The sequence below is a fragment of the Mesorhizobium sp. M7A.F.Ca.CA.002.09.1.1 genome (genome assembly GCF_003998555.1).
GTDB classification, from domain to species: Bacteria; Pseudomonadota; Alphaproteobacteria; order Rhizobiales; family Rhizobiaceae; genus Mesorhizobium; species Mesorhizobium ciceri.
Genome location: NZ_RZRR01000383.1, coordinates 1 through 5,006, shown reverse-complemented (window position 1 = coordinate 5,006; position 5,006 = coordinate 1). Strand labels below are relative to the sequence as shown.

4 protein-coding genes are annotated in these 5,006 nt (G+C 63.3%); all 4 read right to left on the bottom strand.

Annotated features, from left to right (window positions below):
- Positions 1–110: 110 nt before the first annotated feature.
- Complete coding sequence (locus EN994_RS17490; RefSeq protein ID WP_063168219.1) at positions 111–1,463, bottom strand: FAD-binding oxidoreductase; 1,353 nt, start codon at positions 1,461–1,463, stop codon at positions 111–113.
- 2 nt (positions 1,464–1,465) lie between these two features.
- Positions 1,466–2,899: a UbiA family prenyltransferase gene (locus EN994_RS17485; protein WP_063168220.1), complete on the bottom strand. Its 1,434-nt coding sequence runs from the start codon at positions 2,897–2,899 to the stop codon at positions 1,466–1,468.
- A 206-nt stretch (positions 2,900–3,105) separates the two neighbouring features.
- On the bottom strand, positions 3,106–3,369 hold the full coding sequence (locus EN994_RS17480) for a hypothetical protein (RefSeq protein WP_023812335.1): 264 nt from the start codon (positions 3,367–3,369) through the stop codon (positions 3,106–3,108).
- Positions 3,370–3,525: 156 nt separating this feature from the next.
- The coding region (locus EN994_RS17475; RefSeq protein WP_164745983.1) for a mechanosensitive ion channel domain-containing protein at positions 3,526–5,006 on the bottom strand (1,481 nt) is incomplete at its 5' end.

The following is a 5,006-nucleotide window of genomic DNA, read 5'->3' as shown; positions in this document are numbered from 1 at the left end:
CCCTTCGCGCTTCCTATTACAAACCCGCAAACATTTGGTGAAGTCCCAACAATATTTTGAGTAAATCTCGTTATTAATCATCAATTAACCAAGAATTATTCGAATTTTATCTATTCGGCTGCTTCGACCGCGCCTCGTCGCGCATCCAGTCTCTTCGCGGTGCGCGCCCAGGAATCAGACATGAAGGCGTGGTCGCGGAGCCCTTCCAGCCGCTGCCATTCGGGAAAGGACGAAGCGAAGATTTCGGCCCCCATGCGGGCGTCCTTGTACGGATTGACCGCGCCGCCGGCCTCGACCGTGATGCGGTCGAGTTCCCGCAGCAGTGTCAGCGTCGTGGCGCCCCTGTTGGGGAAATCCAGTGTCAGCGTGTAGCCGGGACGCGGAAACGACAGCAGCGCCGGCGAGCGGATGGAGCCGAAGCGTTTCAGCACCGTGAGGAACGAGCCCTGCCCGGCTTGCCTTGCAGCCGCCAGCAATGCCGGCACGGCCTCGCGCGCCGTCTCTTCCGGCACCACGCTCTGGTGCTGGAAGAGCCCTTTCGGCCCATAAAGCCGGTTCCAGTCGCGCACGCCGTCAAGTGGAAAGAAGAAGCCCTGATATCCGGCCTGGCGCGGCACCGTTGCTCGGCTCTTCCTCCACCTGTAGGCAGCGTTGAAGGCGGTCAGGAACGGCCGGTTGAGCACATTGAACGGCGGCTGCACCGGTACCGAGAAATTGCCGCCGACGCGCGAGGCGGCATGCGAGCCGTGCTCGGCGTGATTGCCCGACAGCAGCAGGCCACGACCGCTGTTGCGGCCGCCGGCCAACTGATCGATCCAGGCGACCGCATATTCGTTGGCCTGATCGGCCGCCTCGGCCAGGTCGAAGAATTCGCAGAGATCACGAAACGGCGTCGCCTTTTCGACGATGTCGAGGGAATGCACCCGCATCAGCCGGATCGAGGCCGACAGGATGAGGCCGGTCAGCCCCATGCCGCCGATCGTCGCCGCAAACAGCCGCGTATTGTCTGTCGCCGAGCAGCGGTGGGTCTTGCCGTCGGACCTGAGCAGCGTGAAGCTCTCGACATGGCAGCCGAAGGTGCCGCGCCGGTGATGGTTCTTGCCATGCACGTCATTGGCGATGGCCCCGCCGAGCGTGACGAATTGCGTGCCTGGCACAACGGCGGGGAAGAAGCCGTAGGGGGCGGCGTGGGCGATGATGTCGGACAACAGCACGCCGGCCTCCGCCTCGAGAACACCGGTTTCGGCGTTGAAGGCGTGGATCCGGTTCAGCGATCGCATATCGACGACCGCTCCGGCCCCGTTCTGGCAGGAATCGCCGTAGGAGCGGCCATTGCCATAGGCAAGCAGCGACGCCGGCTTGGCCTGACCGCCCTTCAGCAGCGCGATCGCCTCGTCGGCACCGATGGCGCGCGGCGCCGGCGGCGTGGCAAGGCCAAAGCTTGGGAAACGTCCGGCGGCCATGCCTACCAGCCCCCGATGACCAGCATCACCGCACCGATCAGCACCACGATCTGGCTGCGCCAGTCGCGGATGATGAAGACGACCGGATCGTCATGCATCTCGTTGCGGCGCGCCAGGATCCAGACGCGCATGGTAAGATAAAGCACGATCGGCGCCAGCGGCCAGATCAGCCATGGATGCGGATAGAGTTCCCGCACCGCGACACTGTCCATGTAGAGCGCCAGCACCAGCGCCGAGGAGAAGGCCGAGGCCATGCCGGCCTGGGCGACGATCTCCTGGTCTTCGGTGCGATAGCCGCGACCGGCAATGCGCTCGCCGGGCGGAATGGCGGTGGTGCGCAGTTCGACGAAGCGCTTCACCAGCGCCAGCGACAGGAAGAAGAAGATGGAGAAGGCCAGCAGCCAGAACGAGACGTCGACGCCGGTCGCCGCCGCACCGGCCAGGACGCGGATCGTGTAGAGGCCGGCGAGCGTCAGCACATCGACCAGCAGCATGCGCTTGAACGACAGCGAATAGGCGGTGGTGACGACCATGTAGCCGCCGAGCACAGCCATGAATTCGGGCGACAGGAACAGCCCGGTGCCGATGCCGATCGCCAGAAGCACCGCGATCGCCCCAAGTCCGAACGGGATCGACAGCGCGCCGCTGGCGAACGGCCTGTTGCGCTTGGTGAGGTGTTTGCGGTCGAGCGCGAGGTCGAAGAAATCATTGAGGATGTAGATGGCCGATGCCACCGCGCTGAACGAGACGAATGCCAGCAGGCATTCCCAGATCATGTCGGTGTTGAAATATTCATGCGAGAGCACCATCGGCACTGCGATCAGCGAATTCTTCAGCCACTGATGCACGCGCAGCATCTTGACGATGGTCCGCAAAGTGGGCTTCGGCGCCGACACCGTCTCGGCGCCATGTGCCGCCTGCCAGCGCGCGGCATGGCGGTCGGGCGCGACGACGATCGCGTTGCGTGCGGCATCGAAGACCTGGAGGTCATGGCGGCTGTTGCCGGCGTAGTCGAAACCGCCATCGCCATAGGCTGCGATCAGCGAGGCGCGCTTCCTGCCCGAGGTGAGATTGGCGAGACCATCGGTGGCCAGCACCTGGTCGAAAATGCCGAGATGGGCCGCGATGGCGTCGGCGAACTTGCGCGGCGTACCGGTCGCCAGCACGATCTTGCGGCCCTCGGCGTGCTCGGTCCGGAGGCGGCAAAGCAGCACCTCGCGATAGGGCAGCGATGCCGGATCGATGTCGATGCGCTGCGCGATCGCCTGCTTCAGCCGCGCCGGCCCGCCGGCGATCCAGAACGGTACGAGGAAGATATAGAGCGGGTTCTTCTTGAGAAGGATGAACAGCCCTTCCCACAACAGGTCGGTTGCGATCAGCGTGCCGTCGAGATCGACCGCAAGCGGTATTGCGTTCCTGTCCGATCGCGCATCCATGTCCGTCCTGCCCTGCCCGCGTAGAGTTGCGCGCCGCTTTTCGGCGTCTTGAGGCTGGTATAGCGGGCGATGGCGTAGCGAACGTTAAAACGCACGGTTGCAGACGGCTGCCATGGCGGTATTTCCGGTGTCATTGTTAAACAACCGCTACCGGAAACGATAAAAGGCCGGGCAAATGCCCGGCCTCTACAATCGTGACGCCAAGATTACTTGATGCGGGCGACACCGCCCGAGATCTCGACCGTTTCCGAACCGGTCAGGGCTTCGAGATCGCCATTGGGCAAGGTGACGAAGCAGCCGTTCGGGCAGAACTCAACCGTTTCGCCACCGGCCAGCGCAAGGTCGGTCTTGCTGCCGCCCTCCGTTACGACCAGCGTGCGGGTCTCGGCGTCCTTGTTGACCGCGCTCGCGGCATGGACCGAGCCGATGGCGGCGACCAGGGCGACTGCAGCGACGAGAGACTTCCACATGGTGCAATATCGGTGTTCCCACCGCCTCTGTTGCATTTGGCAAGGCATTTTCGCCTTTGCATGGAGCTTATATGAGATGGAAGCTGAACCGCAACTGAATGCCCCATTCATGCCGCAATCGATTCCGGGCAGGATTGAGGTCGACGGAGTCCGAGCCTAGTCCGGGTCCGGCTTCTTGGTTTTGCGAGACTTGACCAGTCGCTTCTTCTCCGCCTCGGCTTCGGCCCTTATCTGCTCCTGTTCGGCGAAGTCGGCCTCGATCTTGTCGTCGTCCGTCGGCCAGGCCTTGGGCTTGTGGGCCTCGACCACGGCGCGCGGCGTCGAGGGGATCTCGATGTGTTCGCTGCTGAATTTTTCGAGGACGGCAAAACGGATGTCGTTCTGCGCGATGTTGCCGTTCATCACGTCGGCCAGGAACACGCGGATTTCGAATTCCAGGGCGGCGGGGCCGAAATTGGAAAACAGCACGAAGGGTTCGGGGTTCTTCAGCACCATCGGGTGGCTGCGGGCGATCTCCAGCAGGACGGCATGAACCTGCTTGACGTCGCTGCCATAGGCGACGCCGACCTTGATGTCGACGCGGCCGAGCTTGTTGCGGTGCGTCCAGTTGCCGACGGCGTTGTTGATCAGGTTCGAATTGGGCAGGATCACCGATTGCCGCTGGAAGGTTTCGATCTCGGTGGCGCGCACGCTGATCTTCTTGACCGTGCCGCTGACGTCGCCGGCAACGATCCAGTCGCCCACCTTGAACGGCCGCTCGGCCAGAAGGATCAGGCCGGAAACGAAATTGGACACCACGTTCTGCAGGCCAAAGCCGATACCGAGGGAAAGAGCGCCGGCGACCAGTGCCAGGCTGGACAGGTCGATGCCCGCCGCCGAGATGCCGACCAGTGCCGCCAGCGCGACGCCGGCATAGCCGACCGCCAGCCTGATCGAGTTGCGCACGCCGGTATCGACCTTGCCACGCGCCATGACCGAGCCGTCGAGCCAGCCCTGGAACCACCGCGTCAGGAAATAGCCTATGACGAAGACGACGATGCCGGAGAGGATGCCGGTGACCGAGATCGTCACCGAGCCGATGTTGATCCCGGTTGCGAGCTTGTAGGCCCAAGCCTGGATATCGCCGGGCTGGAAACCCCACATCAGCAGGATCAGCGGCAGGAACACCAGCACGATCATCACATTGATGGCAACGCTGACGACAAGGCCGAGCTGGTCGAGGGCCGTATCCTCGTAGCTGGAATTGGCCGACAGCCAGCGCCCGACGGAGGTGTTGGCGAAAGCACCCTCCTCGCCGATCGCCTGCGCCGACAGGAAGCCGATATAGGCGGTGATCAAGGCTGTGCCGGTGACGACGACCTGCAGCGAAACGAACAGCGCAAGGCCGATATAGCCGAGCAAGGCGGCTATGATGGTGAATAGGCCAAGGCCCAGCGACAGGTAGCGCAGCCATGCCGGCCAGGGCCGCCAGCTTCCGTCGCGCGCCTTGAACGGCCTCAGCATCGCCATCAGGATCAGGATGATGCCGACGATGATGGTGGCGACAAAACTGCGGGCGATGGTCAGCGACAGCGGCGAACCCATCTTGTCGTTGATCACCGACAGGAAGGCGTTGACGCTGATGACCACGGCCATGG